The organism is Streptomyces angustmyceticus (assembly GCF_040701845.1).
GTDB classification, from domain to species: Bacteria; Actinomycetota; Actinomycetes; order Streptomycetales; family Streptomycetaceae; genus Streptomyces; species Streptomyces angustmyceticus_A.
Genome location: NZ_JBFBHQ010000025.1, coordinates 43682 through 58765 on the forward strand (window position 1 = coordinate 43682; position 15084 = coordinate 58765).

A 15084-nucleotide genomic window follows, 5' to 3' on the forward strand; every position below is an offset into this window, starting at 1 on the left:
GCATCAGCCCAGCGCCGCCACCCGTTCGCGGTAGCCCCGCACCGGCGCCGCGTCCCGGTAGGGCTCCAGGCGGCGCTCGAACTCCCTGACGTACTCGTGGGCCCGTACGGAGCGCATCTCGGAGGCCTGGAGCGCGGCCTCGGCGCCCAGCGTGCAGGCCTGCTCCAGTTCGCCCAGGCCCAGCCGCGCGGTGGCCAGCACCACCCGGCAGAAGAGCCTGCTGCGGGCGAACCCGGCCGCGCGCAGCTGGAGGGAGCGCTCGGCGTGCTGGGAGGCGGCGCGGTACTGCTGGAGGTCGCGGTGGCAGTGCGCCAGTTCGTCGGCGAGCTGCGCCTCGTCGAAGAAGCGCGCCCAGTACGGGGTGTCGTCGCCGGGGCGGACGGTCTCCAGCGCCCGTTCGGCGCGGGCCAGCGCCGTCGTGCAGGCCCGGACCTCGCCCAGGACGCCGTGGCCGCGGGCCTCGGCGGAGTGCAGCAGCGCCTGCACGGCGGGCGGCGCGCTGCTGCCGATGCCCTGCTGGGCGACCCGCGCGAGCTGCACGGCCTCCCTGCCGTGCCCCAGGTAGACGGCCTGCCGGCTCATGGTCACCAGGACGTAGGACCCGTAGGCCCGGTCCCCGGCGGCCTGGGCCAGCCGCAGGGCCTGGACGAAGTAGCGCTGGGCGAGCCCGTGGGCCGCGATGTCGTACGAGGTCCAGCCCGCGAGCCGGGTCAGATCGGCGGCGGCGGCGAAGAGCCGGCGGCCGGTGGCCTCGCCGTAGCTGCCGCGGAGCATCGGCTCGGCCTCGTGCTCCAGGTAGCGCACCAGGGCCTGCCGGGCGTGGCCGCCGCCGTAGGCGTGGTCCAGCGCCCGGAACAGCTCGCCGACCGAGCGCAGCGCCGCGATGTCGCCGGAGGTGACCTTGGAGCCCTGGGTGCGGTCGACGCGGTCGGTGCGGCGCTGCCGGGGGACCGTGGGCCGGCCCTGTACGGGGACCCGGCCCGCCGCGTCGGCGGGGGCCTCACCACGGGCGACCCGTTCGTCGGCGCGCCCGATCAGCCAGTCGCGGCTGGGCACCACGAGCCCGGCCGGGGTGAAGGCGATCTTGCGGAGTTCGGCGTGGCTGCCGGAGTCCTTGCGCCACAGGCCGCTGACGATGTCCACCGCCTCGCTGGGGCTCGCGGCGAATTCCAGTCCGGCGTACACCGGCGCACAGGCGTCCAGGCCGAGGTCCTGGGCGGACAGCCGGCGTCCCAGCCGGCGGGTGAAGACCTCCGCGATCAGGGCGGGGGTGGTGCCCCTGGGCTGCTGGCCGCGCAGCCAGCGGGTCACCGACGTCTTGTCGTAGCGGAGGTCGAGGCCGTGCTCGATGCCGAGCTGATCCACCCGTCTGGCCAGCCCGGCGTTCGAGAAGCCCGCCTCGGCGATGAGCGCGGCGAGCTGGCGGTTGGGAGTGTGGTGCGGGGGTCGTTCCGTCATCAGCTTTACCGGTCTCCTGCCTTCCGGGCCGCTGCCGGGTTCGGCGGACCCTGTCCGGCATGCTCATCGCCCTTGTGGAACGGCGTGAATGTAACGGCCTTCGGGGCCCCGTTCCCGGCCTCCTCCTCGCGTTCATCCGATCGTGTGAGCAGGGACGGGAGGTCCGGACACCGGCCGCCTGCGGGGTCCGGAGCGGGCGGCCGTACAGTGGCATGGGCGCGAAGTGGCATCAACGTTGCAGCAAAGTGCAACAAAGGTTCGAAGAGGAGCTGCCGTGACTGCGATCTCTCGGGGGGAGACCCCCGTACCCGAGGGGCTGCGCTTTGTGCACATGGGCTTCGGCGCCGACGCCGTGGAGTACCAAACCGCCTGGCAGGAGCAGCGCCGGGTGCACGCCGCCCGGTTCGCCGACGAGGCGCCCGACACCTGCCTGCTGCTGGAGCACCAGGCCGTCTACACGGCGGGACGGCGCACGACCGACGACGAGCGCCCGCTGGACGGGACCCCGGTCGTCGACGTCGACCGCGGCGGCAAGATCACCTGGCACGGGCCGGGCCAGCTGGTGGGCTACCCCATCCAGAAGCTGCCGCGCCCGGTTGACGTCGTGGCCCACGTCCGCCGGCTCGAAGAGGCGCTGATCCGGGTCTGCGCCGAGTTCGGCGTGGAGGGCACCCGGATCGAGGGCCGCAGCGGGGTGTGGGTCCTGGGAGACACCGTGGGCACAGCCGAGCAGCGGGCGGCCCTGGGCGGGCTGAACCTCGACTTCGACCCGCGGGCGGCGGACGAGCTGTTCGACCCGCGGCTGAACGGTCCGGAGTACGCGCCGTCCAACGCCGGCCAGCGCCGTGAGGACCGCAAGCTCGCCGCGATCGGCATCCGGGTCGCCAAGGGCGTCACGATGCACGGCTTCGCACTGAACGTGAACCCGGACAACACCTCGTTCGACAAGATCGTGCCGTGCGGCATCCGTGACGCCGGCGTCGCCTCGCTGGCGGGCGAACTGGGCCGCGAGATCACCATCGCCGAGGTCCTGCCCGTCGCCGAGAAGCATCTGCGGGACGTCCTGGAGGGCGCCGAACTGCTCCCCCGCGCGGTCTGACCGGACGGCCGCCGGCCGGGCCTCCCGGGTCCGGCGGCCGCCCGGCCCGGGGTCTCCCGGGGCCGCCGGGAATGCAACCCCGTCATTGGCGGTTGCCCCGCACGTAAAGACGTGCGAATCAACGGGCGTACCCTGGTGTACGCCGAAGAAACGAAGTCGTAGGGAGCCGGTCGTGTCCGCAGTCGCACCCGACGGACGCAAGATGCTGCGCCTGGAGGTCCGGAACAGCCAGACCCCCATCGAGCGCAAGCCCGAGTGGATCAAGACCCGGGCGAAGATGGGTCCCGAGTACAACCACCTCCAGGGCCTGGTCAAGAGCGAGGGTCTGCACACGGTCTGCCAGGAGGCGGGCTGTCCCAACATCTTCGAATGCTGGGAGGACCGCGAGGCGACCTTCCTCATCGGCGGCGACCAGTGCACCCGCCGCTGTGACTTCTGCCAGATCGACACCGGCAAGCCGCAGGAGCTGGACCGCGACGAGCCCCGCCGGGTCGCCGAGTCCGTGCAGACCATGGGCCTGAAGTACGCCACGATCACCGGCGTCGCCCGCGACGACCTGGACGACGGCGGCGCCTGGCTCTACGCCGAAACCGTCCGGCAGATCCACGCCGCGATGCCCGACACCGGCGTCGAGCTGCTGATCCCCGACTTCAACGCGGTCCCCGAGCAGCTGGCCGAGGTCTTCTCCTCCCGCCCCCAGGTCCTCGCGCACAACGTCGAGACGGTCCCGCGCATCTTCAAGCGGATCCGCCCCGGCTTCCGCTACGAGCGCTCGCTGGAGGTCATCTCCAAGTCCCGCGAGGCCGGTCTGGTCACCAAGTCCAACCTCATCCTGGGCATGGGCGAGGAGCGCGAGGAGATCAGCCAGGCGCTGCAGGACCTGTACGACGCGGGCTGCGAGCTGATCACGATCACCCAGTACCTGCGCCCCTCCGTGCGCCACCACCCGATCGAGCGCTGGGTCAAGCCCGCCGAGTTCGTGGAGCTCAAGGAGGAGGCCGAGGAGATCGGCTACGCCGGCGTGATGTCCGGCCCGCTGGTCCGCTCCTCCTACCGCGCCGGCCGCCTTTACCAGCAGGCCATCGAGCGGCGCGAGGTCGAGGCGTCCAGTCAGGCGGTTTGATTTCCCCGGCGCGCCTTCTTGTGAAACGTGGCACATGCTGGGGACGCGGCCCGCACTCCTCCTGACGGGGGGCGTGGGGGCCGCGTCAACGTTTCATCGGTGTTTGACCGGCAGGTCATCCGTTGGTAACACCTTTCCGTGACGATGGATGCACGCACCGCTCCCGCACCTACTCCTGCTTCTCCGAACAGATTCAGAGGGAGTCACCCACCATGCAGGCCGCGCCGCTCCGCGCCAATCCCGCCCTCCCCATCCCTTCGGTCACCGGTGCACTGCGTGCCGTCGAGGCCGTCCTGATGCGCGGCGGGCAGCGCACCGCCCGCCGTAACGCCTGGACATCGGTCCTGGAGGACCGCCGCCGCGCCAAGGACCGCCACGAGGCCGAGTTCGTACTGGAGGCCGCGGCGACCGGGCGCCCGCACGCCACGTAAACTTCGCTGTATGGCGAGGAAGGCAAACTCAGAGGGCGCTGCCGGCGCTGAGAACACCGGGCGGCTGAAGCAGATCGCCCTGACCTACAAGATGACCCGTCGGGTCGACTCCAAGGTCGGTCTAGTCGTCGCTGGTGTAGGCATCGTCGTATTCGGCGTCCTCCTTGCCATCGGCTTCGCGATCGGCCACCCCATCTACGGCGGGATCCTGGGCTTCGTCCTGGCCTTCCTCGCGATGGCGATCGTCTTCGGACGGCGCGCCGAGCGAGCTGCCTTCGGGCAGATGGAGGGCCAGCCCGGCGCGGCGGCCGCGGTGCTGGACAACGTCGGCCGCGGCTGGACGGTCACCCCCGCGGTGGCCATGAACCGCAGCCAGGACGTGGTCCACCGCGCCGTCGGCAAGGCCGGCATCGTGCTGGTCGGCGAGGGCAACCCGAACCGTCTCCGCGGCCTGCTGGCCGCCGAGAAGAAGCGGATGGCGCGCACCGTCGCCGACGCCCCGGTCCACGACATCATCGTGGGCGACGGCGAGGGCCAGGTGCCGCTGAAGAAGCTGCGTACGACGCTGCTGAAGCTGCCGCGTGTGCTCCCCGGCGCCCAGGTGACGGCCGTCAACGACCGCCTCAAGGCGCTCGGCGACCTGATGAGCAACATGCCGGTCCCGAAGGGCCCGATGCCGAAGGGCATGCGGATGCCCAAGGGCGGCGGCAAGGCCCGCTGACCGCACCGGCGCCGGCGCACCCGCGCCCGGCCGGCGGTCCCGACACTCCGACGAACGACGAACGCCCCGGGGCGAAGGCTCCGGGGCGTTTCGTCGTGCGGCTGGGTTGTGCGGCTTGCTGGGCGGCTTCGCTCCGGGGCGGTCCGGAGGGGCGGGCAGGCGGGACCGTACGGCCTCGGGGGCGGAACCCGTACGGCCTCAAGGACGGAACCCGTACGGCCTCGGGGGAACCCGTAGGGGCTCCTCGGACGCGGAGCCGCCCCGGCGCCACGGCAGGGGCCCCGGGCGGCTCCCCCGCGGCCTCCTCAGATGCGGACCTGGACGGCGCGCGCGAGGCGGTCGTGCAGGCCCCGGCCGTCCCGGTCCCACACGACGGCCGGGATGATCACGACGAGCAGCACCGTGCGGAGCACGACCCGCGGCAGCGACAGCCGGCCGCCGCCCTCGGCGATCACCCGCAGGCCGAGCAGCCGCTTGCCGGGCGTGAAGCCGACCGTGCCCACCGTCAGCACGCTGAGCACCGCGAAGACCAGCAGCGCCCAGTTGCTCGCCGCCTGCGCCTTACCGCCGCTGAGCAGCCCGAACGCGATGAGCATGCACAGCGCCCAGTCGAGGAAGAGCGCGGCGAAGCGCCGTCCGGGGCGCGCGATCGAGCCCGGCCCCGTCTCCGGCAGCCCGAGCTGCTGCCCGCGGTATCCGAACTCGACACCCATGTCCTCGGCTGCCGCGCGGGGCCCGGAGATCCACGATCCGATTGCTTGCCTGTTGTCCACCCGACCACGGTACTGCGACCGCATACATTCGCTGCGGCGAGGTCCGGTACGGGACGGTTCGGCCCCTCTTCCGGTCCGGCCGCCGGGGCGGGCCCGAAGGGGCGGAACGACTCGGCGCGACGCCGCAACGAACGGCCCGCCACCCCGGGCCAAAATGCCCCTTTATGGGTCACACTGGTGAATAAAGGCAGGCGTACGCCGGTTAACCTCGGCGAAACAAATGGGTCATGCTTGGGAAATCCCGCCTGCCTATGGTCGGGCAACGCGCCACCGCACATGGTCGCGTTCCGAGTAGCAATCCCGCGTCCGCCGACCGGTGACCGGGCTAGGAGGAGTTGGATGTTCCAGAACGCCGACGAGGCCAAGAAGTTCATCGCGGACGAGGACGTGAAGTTCATCGACGTCCGGTTCTGCGACCTGCCCGGTGTGATGCAGCACTTCACCATCCCGGCAAAGGCGTTCGACCCGGCCGAGGAACTCGCCTTCGACGGCTCCTCGATCCGCGGCTTCCAGGCCATTCACGAGTCCGACATGGCGCTGCGCGCGGACCTGTCGACGGCTCGCGTGGACCCGTTCCGCCGCGACAAGACCGTCAACATCAACTTCTTCATCCACGACCCGATCACGGGCGAGCAGTACAGCCGTGACCCGCGCAACATCGCCAAGAAGGCCGAGGCCTACCTCGCCTCCACCGGCATCGCGGACACCGCGTTCTTCGGTCCCGAGGCCGAGTTCTACGTCTTCGACAGCGTGCGCTTCGAGACCGGCGCGAACCAGTCCTTCTACCACATCGACTCCGAGGCCGGCGCCTGGAACACCGGTTCGGAGGAGAACAACCGCGGCTACAAGGTCCGGTACAAGGGCGGCTACTTCCCGGCCCCGCCGGTCGACCACTTCGCCGACCTGCGCGCCGAGATCTCCCTGGAGCTGGACGCGGCCGGCCTGCAGGTCGAGCGCCAGCACCACGAGGTCGGCACCGCCGGCCAGGCGGAGATCAACTACAAGTTCAACACGCTGCTCGCCGCGGCCGACGACCTGATGCTCTTCAAGTACATCGTGAAGAACGTCGCCTGGCGCAACGGCAAGACCGCGACCTTCATGCCCAAGCCGATCTTCGGTGACAACGGCTCCGGCATGCACGTCCACCAGTCCCTGTGGCAGGGCGGCAGCCCCCTCTTCTACGACGAGCAGGGCTACGCGGGCCTCTCGGACACCGCCCGCTACTACATCGGCGGCATCCTCAAGCACGCCCCGTCGCTGCTGGCCTTCACCAACCCGACGGTGAACTCCTACCACCGCCTGGTCCCCGGCTTCGAGGCCCCGGTCAACCTGGTCTACTCGCAGCGCAACCGCTCCGCGGCCATGCGTATCCCGATCACGGGCTCGAACCCCAAGGCCAAGCGCGTCGAGTTCCGCGCCCCGGACCCGTCCTCGAACCCGTACCTCGCCTTCTCCGCCCTCCTCCTCGCGGGCCTGGACGGCGTCAAGAACAAGATCGAGCCGGCCGAGCCGATCGACAAGGACCTCTACGAGCTCGCCCCCGAGGAGCACGCGGGCGTCCCCCAGGTCCCGACCTCCCTCCCGGCCGTCCTCGACGCCCTCGAGGCCGACAACGAGTACCTCCAGCAGGGCGGCGTCTTCACCTCCGACCTGATCGAGACCTGGATCGACTACAAGCGCACCAACGAGATCGCCCCGATCCAGCTGCGCCCGCACCCGCACGAGTTCGAGCTGTACTTCGACATCTAAGAACGCCGCAGGTCGGAGCGGTTTCCGCTGCCCTGTGCCGTCTGCAGGCCGTCGGCCGCGCTCTTCCGGTTCCGGGAGGCGCGGCCGTCGTGCTGTTCGGTGGGCGGGCCCGCCTCGTCCGGTGCGGCCCGCACCGCGGCGTTGGTGCGGGCCTTGGTGCCCGCTGGGGCCGGACGCAGCACGCGCATCGCGCTGGACGGCGGAGAGCGGAGAACGGCTGCTGGCGTTCTAGTCCAGGGCCTGGTGGACGGCGGTCAGGATGGCTTCGGTGTCGGCGCCCAGGGCGCGGGCGGTGGCGGTGAAGTCCTGTGCCAGTGCGGCGAGTCGGGCCGGATCGAGGTGCTTCGGTGCGGGCGGGGGCGCTGCGACCCGGGTGCCTGCGCCACGGCGGGTGCGGATCAGGTGGGCGGTCTCCAGCTCGCGGTACGCGCGGGCCACGGTGCCCGGTGCCAGGCCCAGGTCGGTGGCGAGCTGACGCACGGTCGGCAGGCGTTCGCCCTCGGCCAGTCGGCCCGTGGTGATCAGGGCGGCGAGCTGGGCGCGGATCTGTTCGTACGGGGGTACCGGGCTGGTGGTGTCGACGCGGACGGCAGGCCCGGTCATCGTCGGGCCGCCCGGGGCGCCACCACGTTGAACAGGGACCAGGCCAGGGTGAAGGGGGCCGACAGGCCCATGGGGTAGATCGCCACGGCGGTGACGGTACCCAGTGTGGCGGCGCAGTGCGTCTGCCAGGTGGCGGCCATCAGGGCGACGAGCAGCAGCAGGGTCGAGACCAGCACTCCCCAGGCCGCGATGATGGCCCGCGAGCGGTCGCGGCGCTCCTGGTCGCCGCCCGCACGGCGGGCGACACGGCGCAGGGCCCAGGCGCAGGCGACCGTGCCGAGGGCGAGAGAGCCGAGGATCTGCCTGCCGGACAAGATGCCGGCCCAGAGACTGACGGAGGGTTCGGTCCCGTCGCAGCCGGCACCGATGGCCCGGTACGCCTGGTCCATGGCGCCCTGGGTGGCCACGGCGGCCCCTGTGCCCACCAGCACGGCGAGGAACACCGCCTGGAGGAGCAGCACAGGGGTCATGGCGCGCGGCACGTGGTCCCGGATCCGGCGCGGGGTGAGGACGGCGGTGCGTACCGCTTCCAGGGGGCGGGGGGTGAGGACGTCGCCGAGCAGGACGCCGCCCACCGCGCACAGGCCGAAGGCGGTGACGAAGCTGACCAGGGGTACGCCCGCCTCGAAGGTGCTGAGGGGGTGATGGGTGATGTCGACGGTGGCCCACAGCGGTGCGGCCATGACGCCCACGGCCAGCCCTGCCCAGCGGGCGTGGCGGTCGGCCCGGGACCGGAGGCGGGACGCGGGCCGGTCGGTGTCGAGCATGGGGGACTCCGGTGAGTGGTGTCGGCTGCGCGGCTTGCGCACGGCGGCAGCGGACGCCGCTCGCCCGCAAGCCCGGCTTGTATCGAGTGGTCAACACAAGATGCCCGGGAGGGGAATCTTGTGTCAATGGATCGATACAAGTTGGGGCGAGTGTCCTAGGGGCTGTCGGGGGCGGTCAGGCCCGATCGCCAGGACCAGGCGGCGATGCCGACGCGGTTGCGGACGCCCAACTTGGCCTGGATGTGGGCGAGGTGGGTCTTCACCGTGCCGGGCGTGATGACCAGGCGCACGGCGATCTCCGCGTTGGTCAGGCCCTGCGCGACCAGGCGGGCGATGTCGCGTTCGCGGGCCGTCAGCGGGTCCGGGGCAGGGGCGGCCGCGGCCGGCGGGGTGAGGTGGCGCAGGAGGCGGACGGTGATCTGGGGGCTGATCAGGGTGTCGCCCGCCATTGCGGCGCGTACCGCCTCGATCAGGAGGGTGGGGCCGGAGCGTTTCAGCAGGAAGCCGGCGGCGCCGTGGCGCAGGGCGGCGTGGACGTAGTCGTCCAGGTCGAAGGTGGTGACGACCACGACCCGGGTGTGCGCGGCGAGTCGGCGGGTGACCTCCAGGCCGTCGAGGCGTGGCATCCGGATGTCGGCGAGGACCACGTCCGGGCGCAGCGTGCGGGCGAGGTCGACGGCGTGGATGCCGTCCGCGGCCTCGCCGACCACCGTCATGTCCGGTTGCGAGTCGAGGATCATCCGGAAGCCGCCGCGGACGTCGTCCTGGTCGTCGGCGATCAGTACGCGGGTCGGCGTCATGCCGGGTCTCCAGGGGCGGGAGGCGGGGCGGGGAGGGTGACGGTGAGGCGCCAGGTGCCGTCGTCGCCGGTGGTGTGGAGGGTGCCGTTCAGGGCACGGACGCGCTCGGTGAGGGCGAGCAGGCCGGTTCCGCCGTGTTCGCGGCCGCGTGGCCGGGTGCGGCCGGTGTCGTTGGTGATGGTCAGGCGGACGGTGCCGTCCTCGTGGGTGAGGGCCACCTCGACGCCGGCCGCGTCGGGGGCGTGGCGGCGGACGTTCGTCAGGGCTTCGGTGACGACCCGCTGGATCGTGGCGGCGGCCTCGCGGGAGAGCGCCGCCCGCGCTGCGGGGGCGATGGTGAGACGGGCCCGGGTACGGCCGTCCGCGTCGAACCTGTCGACGAGTTCGGCGAGCCGGGCCGTGCCGGGGAGGGCCGTGCGGCCGGCCTCGCGGCCCGGCTCCCGCAGCAGGTGGACCGTGCGGTCGATCGAGGCCAGGGCGGCGAGGCCCGCCCGCTCGATCCGTTCCAGCGCCCCGGCCACCGCCTCCGGGTCCCGGCCGGCCACGAAGCGGGCGGCCTGGGCCTGCGCCACGATGCCGCTGATGTCGTGGGCGACGAAGTCGTGGAGGTCGTGGGCGAGTTCCAGCTGCTGCCGGTGCCGGGCCTCGCGGACGGCCCGGGCCCCGCGGCGTGCCATCAGCCGGGGGTAGCCGCCCACTACGGCCGCACCCAGCGTGGGCAGGAACCAGAACGCCCCCATGCCGACCCGTTCGTAGAGGGACGCGGCCGGCACGAGCGGCTGGGCCCAGAGCACCAGCGCGACGGCCGCGAGGCCGGTGCCCACGGCCGCCTCGCGGCACGGCGCCCACCGGAACGCGGCCGCCTGCAGCACGACGAGCGCCGTCGCCGCGGCGAAGAGCGGGCCGGAGCCGTCCGGTGCGGTGTCCGGGGCCCAGCCGAAGGCGGCGGTGAGCAGGAGCACCGCGGCGAGCCCGGCCGCTCGGCCCGACCAGGCGCGTAACGACGTGGGGACATCTCTCATCGCCGGCCCCTCCCCCGGTCCGCCCGGGCCCAGCGCTGCGCGGCCGTGTACCGGTTTCATCGTTGGCCCTCTCCCCCGGTCCGCCTGGCTCCCGCCCGGCGGCGCCTCCGCTCGCTCGGTTCGGCGGCGCGCCCTTCGGCCCGGTCCGGCCGGCGCGTCCTCCGCCTGTCCAGCTTATGGAGCGCGCTACGGGTGGCGCCTCTGCCGATCGGCAGAGGCGGCCGCTTCCTGTGCCCGTGGATCTGCCGGTTGGCCGATGGGCGCGGGCCCGCCTCGCCCCGGAAGCTGAACGCGTCAACGGGGCGATGCGGCCCCGACGGGCTGAGGAAGGCGGGAAGTTCGGTATGCGATATGTGAGGACGACGGTGGGGGGCGCGATCGCCACGGTGGCGGCGCTGGGGCTGCTCGGGTCGATGGGTCCGCTCGGGCTGTACGAGGGGAGTGCCGCTGCCGCGTCGGCCGGCGGGGCGGGCTTATCCGGTGTGGTGGCGGCGAAGTCCGCGGCGGCCGTGGAGTCCGGTCTCACCGGCTCGGCGACGATGGACCGAGGGGCGGACGGTGAGCGGGTGGCCTTCTCGTTCGACGCGCACGGGTTCGCCCCCGTCGGCGCGGGCGGCACCTCGCGCGGCAGCTTCCGCTTCAGCCACTACTCCCACGACGGCACACGGGGTGCCACCTTCGCGGGCCGGATCGACTGCCTGCTGACCGGCGGTCCCGTGGCCACGGCCAGCGGGATCATCACGCGCTCCGACCATCCCGACCGCCGGATCGTCGGCAAGCGGGTCGGGTTCACCGTGTACGACGACGGCCGGCACGACCGGGTCGGCTACAGCTGGGCGGTCGACGAGATACCCAGGATGAAGGTCCCCGCCTGCCTGAGCGCAGCGCCCTACGAGACCGTCAAGAGCGGTGACTTCCGGGTGCGGCACGTACTGCCGCCGCTGCCCGGCGAGGGGGGCAAGTGAGGCCCCCGGAGCCGTCCGCGATGTCCGGGCCGTCCTCGGCGTCCGGGCCGGCCGCGACGGCCACCGCGTCCACGTCGTCCACCTCGCCCACGGCCACAGCCGAGCCGCCGCGCTGGGTGGTCCGGCTCGCGCGCCTCGCCGCGTCGGCCCCGCTGCCCAGCGGCCTGTGGCGGATCGTGGCGGCCCTGGGCATACCGGTCGGCTTCACGGGTGACGAGGCGATGGCCACGGTCACCTTCGGCAGCGGGTTCTCGCTCTACATGATCGCCCTGACCCTGTTCGCCGAGGGCCTCGGGCTGCTGACGCTCGGGCTCGTCCAGCGCTGGGGCGAGGTCTTTCCCCGCTGGATTGCGCTCCTCGGCGGCCGGCGGGTACCGACGGCGGTGGCCGTGGTCCCGGCCGGGCTGGGGGCCACCGTCCTCACCGCCTTCGGCGTACTGGGCGCGCTCGGCTGGAACGCGCCGGACGCCATGGGCCACCCGGACGCACCGGACGGCGTCGCGTACTGGGTCATGACCGCTTGCTACCTGCCGCTGACGGCCTGGGGCCCGCTGCTCGCGGTGGTGACCGGGCATTACTGGCTGCGCCGTCGTCGGGTACGCCGGTCACGGTCGCGGTGACGTCCAGGGGCGGTGTCGCCGCCCCGCTCACGCCGCCGGCCTCCCGCAGCCGCGACCGGTGTCCACCGCACTTCCGGGGCACACTGGCGTTATGCCTGAATTGCCGGAGGTCGAGTCGCTCGCGCGGTTCCTGGGCGAGCATGTCGTGGGGCGGGTCGTCGAGCGGGTGTACCCGGTCTCCGTCCATGCGCTGAAGACGTACGACCCGCCGCTCACCGCGCTCGAAGGGCGGGCGTTCGACGAGGTGCGCCGGCACGGGAAGTTCCTCGATCTCCGTGCCGGGGAGCTGCACCTGGTCATGCACCTCGCGAGGGCGGGGTGGGTGCGGTGGAGCGAGCGGCTGCCGGCGGTGCCGCCGCGGCCGGGGAAGGGGCCGCTGGCGTTGCGGGTGCGGCTCGGGGAGCCCGGCGACGGTGCGGGGTTCGAGGTGACCGAGGCCGGGAGCCAGAAGCACCTGGCGGTGTATGTCGTGCGCGAGGTGAGGGAGGTGCCGGGCATTGCGCGGCTCGGGCCGGATCCGCTCTCCGACGGGTTCACGGCGGAGGCGTTCGCGGGGCTGCTGGCGGAGGAAGGCCGGCAGATCAAGGGGGTGCTGCGGGACCAGAGCGTGATCGCCGGGATCGGGAACGCCTACTCGGACGAGATTCTGCACGCGGCGAAGATGTCGCCGTTCAAGCCGGCCGCCCGGCTCTCGGCGGAGGAGGTGGCGCGGCTCTACGAGGCGATCGGTACGACGCTCGCCGCGGCGGTGGAGCGGTCGCAGGGGCTGGCGCTCAAGGACCTCAAGGCGGAGAAGAAGAGCGGGCTGCGGGTGCACGGGCGGAAGGGGGAGGCCTGCCCGGTGTGCGGGGACACCATCCGTGAGGTGTCGTTCAGTGACTGGGCGATGCAGTACTGCCCGGGCTGCCAGACCGGGGGCAAGGTGCTCGCGGACCGGCGGATGTCCCGGTTGCTGAAGTAGGCAGGGGAGCGAGGAGCCGGGCGGGCCGGACGGCGACGGGCCGGTCGGGGGCCGGGGTCCCCGACCGGCAGGTGTCATGCGGTGGTGCGAGCGGTCAGGCCCCGCCCTCCCCGGGCGCCAGCAGTTCCCGGAGTTCCGCCACCGCCTCGCGGAGCCGGTCGGCGAAGGTCACCATCTGGTCGGCCACGGCCAGCGGCGTGCTCAGGTAGAGGTGGAAGCGGTCGGGCAGCAGGACGTAGGCGACGCCGATGCAGCGGCTGCTGGTGGAGCCGAAGCCGAAGTACTGGATGTTGGCGGACGGCGCGGAGCTGGTGCTCAGGTAGTCGTCGCGCATCGTCAGCCAGCCGGGTGTCCGGTAGAGGGCGGGCTGCTCGGTCACGCCGAGTTCGGTTCCGCGGCGGCGCTGGATCAGTTCCAGCTCCCACAGGTGCTGCTCGGGCGCGTCGCCGGCCTGGCACTCCTTGGCGCGGGCGACGTGCTGCGCGGCGGCGGCCCGGAACGCGGCCCGGCGGGTCTCCGCGTCCGTCGCCGGGTCCTCCATCGCGGCGACGAACTCCTGGATCTCCGGGGTGACCACGCGCATCGCCTCGGTGCGGCCGTGCCGCCACTGGCGGGTGGCGATCGACTCGTAGGTGGCGCCCAGGCGGCCCTTGGCGCGCTGGTGGGCCAGCTGGTAGGCGAGCTGGACGAACGCGTCGGGCGAGGAGCCGAGGGCCTTGGCGGTGTTGCTGCCGAAGTCGTCGAAGGAGACGGTGCGGGTGGCGGTGTTCTCCCCGTACGCCGCGAACGCCTCGGCGGCGGAGCGCACCTGGGAGCGGAGGGTGTCGTCCAGCTCGAAGGCGACGGGTTCGACGGCGGGGAGGCCCTGGGCGCGGGCTCCGGAGCGGCGGGAGTGTTCCTCGGCGGGAGTGTCGAGCAGGGCGTCGGTGAAGGCGAGGATGGTGGTGCCGTCCAGCTCGCAGTGCTCGACGTTGATGCCCGCCCGGCCGTCCGCGAAGACGATCAGGGAGACGGCCTTGTCGAACCAGCGGTTGCCGCGGTCGCCGTACAGCAGCTCGTCGCAGGCCTCCTGGATGCCGGCGGGGGCGAAGTCCTCCAGGCAGACGCAGAACAGCGCGGTCTCGATGTCCTCCAGGGCGTCCGCGTTGCGGGGGTGGCAGGCGCGCAGGGACTCCCGGGCGGCGGCCCATTCGGCGCGGGCCATGGTGGTGAGGTGGCCCACCGAGGTGTGGGCGGGTGCCGGTTCGGCGCCGGCCTTCTGTACGGCGCGCAGGCCCGCTTCGAGGTCGTCGAGGCTGTGCGGGACGCCGTCCGGGCCGAGCACGTCCATCCGGAACATGTTGCCGCGGTGGAACACCACGATGTGCCGGGCGTCGGAGGGGCCCGGCCAGGCGTCGGTGTAGGGGCTGCGGACGGAGTCCTGCTGGGCGCCGGGGATGCGGGTGGCGGAGAACAGGTACTTGTTCTGGACCATCGACTGGGGCACGCCGCGCTGCACCACCGGGGGGAGGAGCTCCTGGTCGAGCTGCCGCTTGTAGGCGACGGCCCCGGCGATGAGCCCGGCGGCCCGCTCCACCTGGGTGCGGGGCTGCTGCGGCGGGGGGTCCTGGAAGAGGAAGAAGAAGTTGGCGTTGAGCGCGATCCGGTCGCGTCGGCCCAGGTAGCGGTAGGGCCAGAAGGTGTCGAGCCAGCTGTGGACGCCCTCGGTGGCGTCGTACTCCTCCAGTGCCGCGTGCAGCGTCCGGCCGGGGCCGCCGGGCCGGAGGAAGGCGGTCACCTCCGCCTCGGTCGCGGCCAGCTCGTCGGCGGTCAGCAGCGGCGCGCACCAGGCGAGGAACCGCTCACAGCTGGCCTCCGGCGTGGGCAGGGGCACCCGTGGCAGGCGCTCCTCGTGGGCGAAGGTCGTCATGGCTGCTGCCCTTTCCTGACGGGTATTCAATTCTGCTCTCTCACTTCCGGTCGTGGGGCCTGTGGGCCGTGATGTCACTCGTC

At 72.7% G+C, this 15084-nt stretch carries 16 protein-coding genes; 8 read left to right on the forward strand and 8 right to left on the reverse strand.

Annotated elements, in window-relative coordinates; all coding sequences use genetic code 11:
* Positions 1-3: 3 nt before the first annotated feature.
* The gene (locus tag AB0411_RS31425) at positions 4-1458 is read right to left on the reverse strand and encodes a regulator (RefSeq protein WP_366420663.1); all 1455 of its coding nucleotides are present in this window, start codon (positions 1456-1458) and stop codon (positions 4-6) included.
* Positions 1459-1789: 331 nt separating this feature from the next.
* Here AB0411_RS31425 and lipB point away from each other — a divergent pair, with 331 nt between their 5' ends.
* The 4 genes from lipB to AB0411_RS31445 all read left to right on the forward strand — a co-directional run bounded on the left by lipB (position 1790) and on the right by AB0411_RS31445 (position 4832).
* Positions 1790-2557 (forward strand): lipoyl(octanoyl) transferase LipB, encoded by a 768-nt coding sequence (lipB, locus tag AB0411_RS31430; RefSeq protein WP_366420717.1) that lies wholly within the window; start codon positions 1790-1792, stop codon positions 2555-2557.
* Positions 2558-2729: 172 nt separating this feature from the next.
* Complete coding sequence (gene lipA / locus AB0411_RS31435; RefSeq protein WP_366420664.1) at positions 2730-3680, forward strand: lipoyl synthase; 951 nt, start codon at positions 2730-2732, stop codon at positions 3678-3680.
* A 212-nt stretch (positions 3681-3892) separates the two neighbouring features.
* Positions 3893-4111, forward strand: a complete 219-nt coding sequence (locus tag AB0411_RS31440) for an SCO2195 family GlnR-regulated protein (RefSeq protein WP_086715072.1) — start codon at positions 3893-3895, stop codon at positions 4109-4111.
* A 10-nt stretch (positions 4112-4121) separates the two neighbouring features.
* Positions 4122-4832, forward strand: a complete 711-nt coding sequence (locus AB0411_RS31445; RefSeq protein ID WP_366420665.1) for a DUF4191 domain-containing protein — start codon at positions 4122-4124, stop codon at positions 4830-4832.
* A gap of 305 nt (positions 4833-5137) precedes the next feature.
* Here the strand turns inward: AB0411_RS31445 and AB0411_RS31450 are convergent, their stop codons facing one another.
* Positions 5138-5605 (reverse strand): RDD family protein, encoded by a 468-nt coding sequence (locus AB0411_RS31450; protein WP_366420666.1) that lies wholly within the window; start codon positions 5603-5605, stop codon positions 5138-5140.
* Positions 5606-5944: 339 nt separating this feature from the next.
* Here AB0411_RS31450 and glnA point away from each other — a divergent pair, with 339 nt between their 5' ends.
* Complete coding sequence (gene glnA, locus AB0411_RS31455; protein WP_086715079.1) at positions 5945-7354, forward strand: type I glutamate--ammonia ligase; 1410 nt, start codon at positions 5945-5947, stop codon at positions 7352-7354.
* Here the strand turns inward: glnA and AB0411_RS31460 are convergent.
* The 5 genes from AB0411_RS31460 to AB0411_RS31480 all read right to left on the reverse strand — a co-directional run bounded on the left by AB0411_RS31460 (position 7351) and on the right by AB0411_RS31480 (position 10546).
* Positions 7351-7542, reverse strand: coding sequence for a hypothetical protein (locus AB0411_RS31460; RefSeq protein ID WP_366420667.1), 192 nt, complete (start codon positions 7540-7542; stop codon positions 7351-7353). The genes glnA and AB0411_RS31460 overlap by 4 nt on opposite strands.
* Before the next feature lie 40 nt (positions 7543-7582).
* Positions 7583-7957, reverse strand: coding sequence for a GntR family transcriptional regulator (locus AB0411_RS31465; RefSeq protein WP_366420668.1), 375 nt, complete (start codon positions 7955-7957; stop codon positions 7583-7585).
* Positions 7954-8724 carry a hypothetical protein gene (locus AB0411_RS31470; protein WP_366420669.1) on the reverse strand — a complete coding sequence of 257 codons (771 nt, stop codon included), beginning with the start codon at positions 8722-8724 and terminating at the stop codon, positions 7954-7956. The genes AB0411_RS31465 and AB0411_RS31470 overlap by 4 nt, the downstream gene beginning before the upstream one ends.
* A gap of 155 nt (positions 8725-8879) precedes the next feature.
* Entirely contained in the window at positions 8880-9524 is a 645-nt protein-coding gene (locus tag AB0411_RS31475; protein ID WP_366420670.1) for a response regulator transcription factor, read from the reverse strand.
* Positions 9521-10546: a sensor histidine kinase gene (locus AB0411_RS31480; RefSeq protein ID WP_366420671.1), complete on the reverse strand. Its 1026-nt coding sequence runs from the start codon at positions 10544-10546 to the stop codon at positions 9521-9523. Before AB0411_RS31480 ends, AB0411_RS31475 begins: the two co-directional genes overlap by 4 nt.
* 344 nt (positions 10547-10890) lie before the next feature.
* Between AB0411_RS31480 and AB0411_RS31485 the strand changes: the two genes are divergently transcribed.
* From AB0411_RS31485 to AB0411_RS31495, 3 genes are all read left to right on the forward strand, one after another.
* Positions 10891-11511 (forward strand): hypothetical protein, encoded by a 621-nt coding sequence (locus AB0411_RS31485; protein WP_366420672.1) that lies wholly within the window; start codon positions 10891-10893, stop codon positions 11509-11511.
* Positions 11508-12131 carry a hypothetical protein gene (locus tag AB0411_RS31490; protein WP_366420673.1) on the forward strand — a complete coding sequence of 208 codons (624 nt, stop codon included), beginning with the start codon at positions 11508-11510 and terminating at the stop codon, positions 12129-12131. Before AB0411_RS31485 ends, AB0411_RS31490 begins: the two co-directional genes overlap by 4 nt.
* Before the next feature lie 91 nt (positions 12132-12222).
* Positions 12223-13092, forward strand: coding sequence for an Fpg/Nei family DNA glycosylase (locus tag AB0411_RS31495; RefSeq protein ID WP_366420674.1), 870 nt, complete (start codon positions 12223-12225; stop codon positions 13090-13092).
* 94 nt (positions 13093-13186) lie between these two features.
* Here AB0411_RS31495 and AB0411_RS31500 read toward each other — a convergent pair whose 3' ends face one another.
* A complete protein-coding gene (locus AB0411_RS31500; protein WP_366420675.1) occupies positions 13187-15001 on the reverse strand; it encodes a choline/carnitine O-acyltransferase in 1815 nt (604 codons plus the stop codon).
* Positions 15002-15084: the final 83 nt, after the last annotated feature.